Below are 829 nucleotides of genomic sequence, written 5' to 3'. Positions count from 1 at the left end.
GCCGGAGACATATCGCCACTCACTCCATGCTGTCGTCGCCGCCGTCCCATTGGTGGTGGCGGCCCATGCGGCCGTTCTTCGGCAGTTCGTTGCGCTCGATCTTGCCGTCATTGTTGCGGTCGAGCATCGCGAACACCTTTTTCTCGCGCCCGGTGATGTCGTCCGTGGTCAGCGTGCCGTCGCCCTTGGTGTCGTAGCGGGCGACGATACGCTTTGCCATTTCCTCGAACCGCGCCTTTTCCAGCGCGTCGGCGAGCTGGGCAACGGTCAGCTTGCCGCCATTGTCAGCGACCAGCTTCTTCAGCCGCGCGTTCATGGCGTCGGAAAACTGGTCGAAGCTGATGGTGCCGTTGGAATCCTTCATCGCCTTGTCGAGGCGCATCATCGCGCCCTCGCGCATTCTGGCGCTGGCATTGTTCTCGGCATAGGCGGTGGTGCCAACGGCGCCGGCAAGCGCGACGAAGGCAAGGGCAAGTCCGGTTGTTTTTCTCATGGGTATCTCCTGTTGCATCGTCACCCCCGATGCGATCCGAAACAGCCGCCAGCGCTTCACGCCCTCACAACCGTTTCGTACGAAGCAAAAGGTCGAAATCCTTTCTGACCTTTTGCGACGTTTCCTTGAGATGTGCTTCCAGCACACCGAAATCCGGCAGGTCAGTCACCGCCAGAAGCAGATCCGACAATCCCGGCGGAACGTCATCGCGTTCGAATGCGCCGGTGAGGCAAAGCCGCGTCATCTGGGTCAGCGCCAGATAGAGCTGGTAGGCTTCGCAAAGCTGCTGCCTGACGTCGGCCTCGGCGAAATCCGGCGACAGATGCGCCAGGATTT

General features: G+C 60.9%; 2 protein-coding genes. Both read right to left on the bottom strand.

The window, feature by feature from the left end:
- Positions 1 to 19: 19 nt before the first annotated feature.
- Positions 20 to 493 (bottom strand): EF-hand domain-containing protein, encoded by a 474-nt coding sequence (locus NKI61_RS32830; RefSeq protein WP_023705425.1) that lies wholly within the window; start codon positions 491 to 493, stop codon positions 20 to 22.
- 64 nt (positions 494 to 557) lie between these two features.
- Positions 558 to 829, bottom strand: a 272-nt coding sequence (locus NKI61_RS32825; protein ID WP_352842425.1) for a hypothetical protein, incomplete at its 5' end; no start/stop codon positions are given.

The organism is Mesorhizobium sp. M0514, assembly GCF_040321145.1.
Lineage (GTDB): Bacteria > Pseudomonadota > Alphaproteobacteria > Rhizobiales > Rhizobiaceae > Mesorhizobium.
This window is presented reverse-complemented; position numbering and strand designations above follow the sequence as displayed.

Bases quoted from the DNA above. Each gene is read 5' to 3' on its own strand.
- NKI61_RS32830 (WP_023705425.1), bottom strand. From the start codon at position 493: ATGAGAAAAACAACCGGACTTGCCCTTGCCTTCGTCGCGCTTGCCGGC.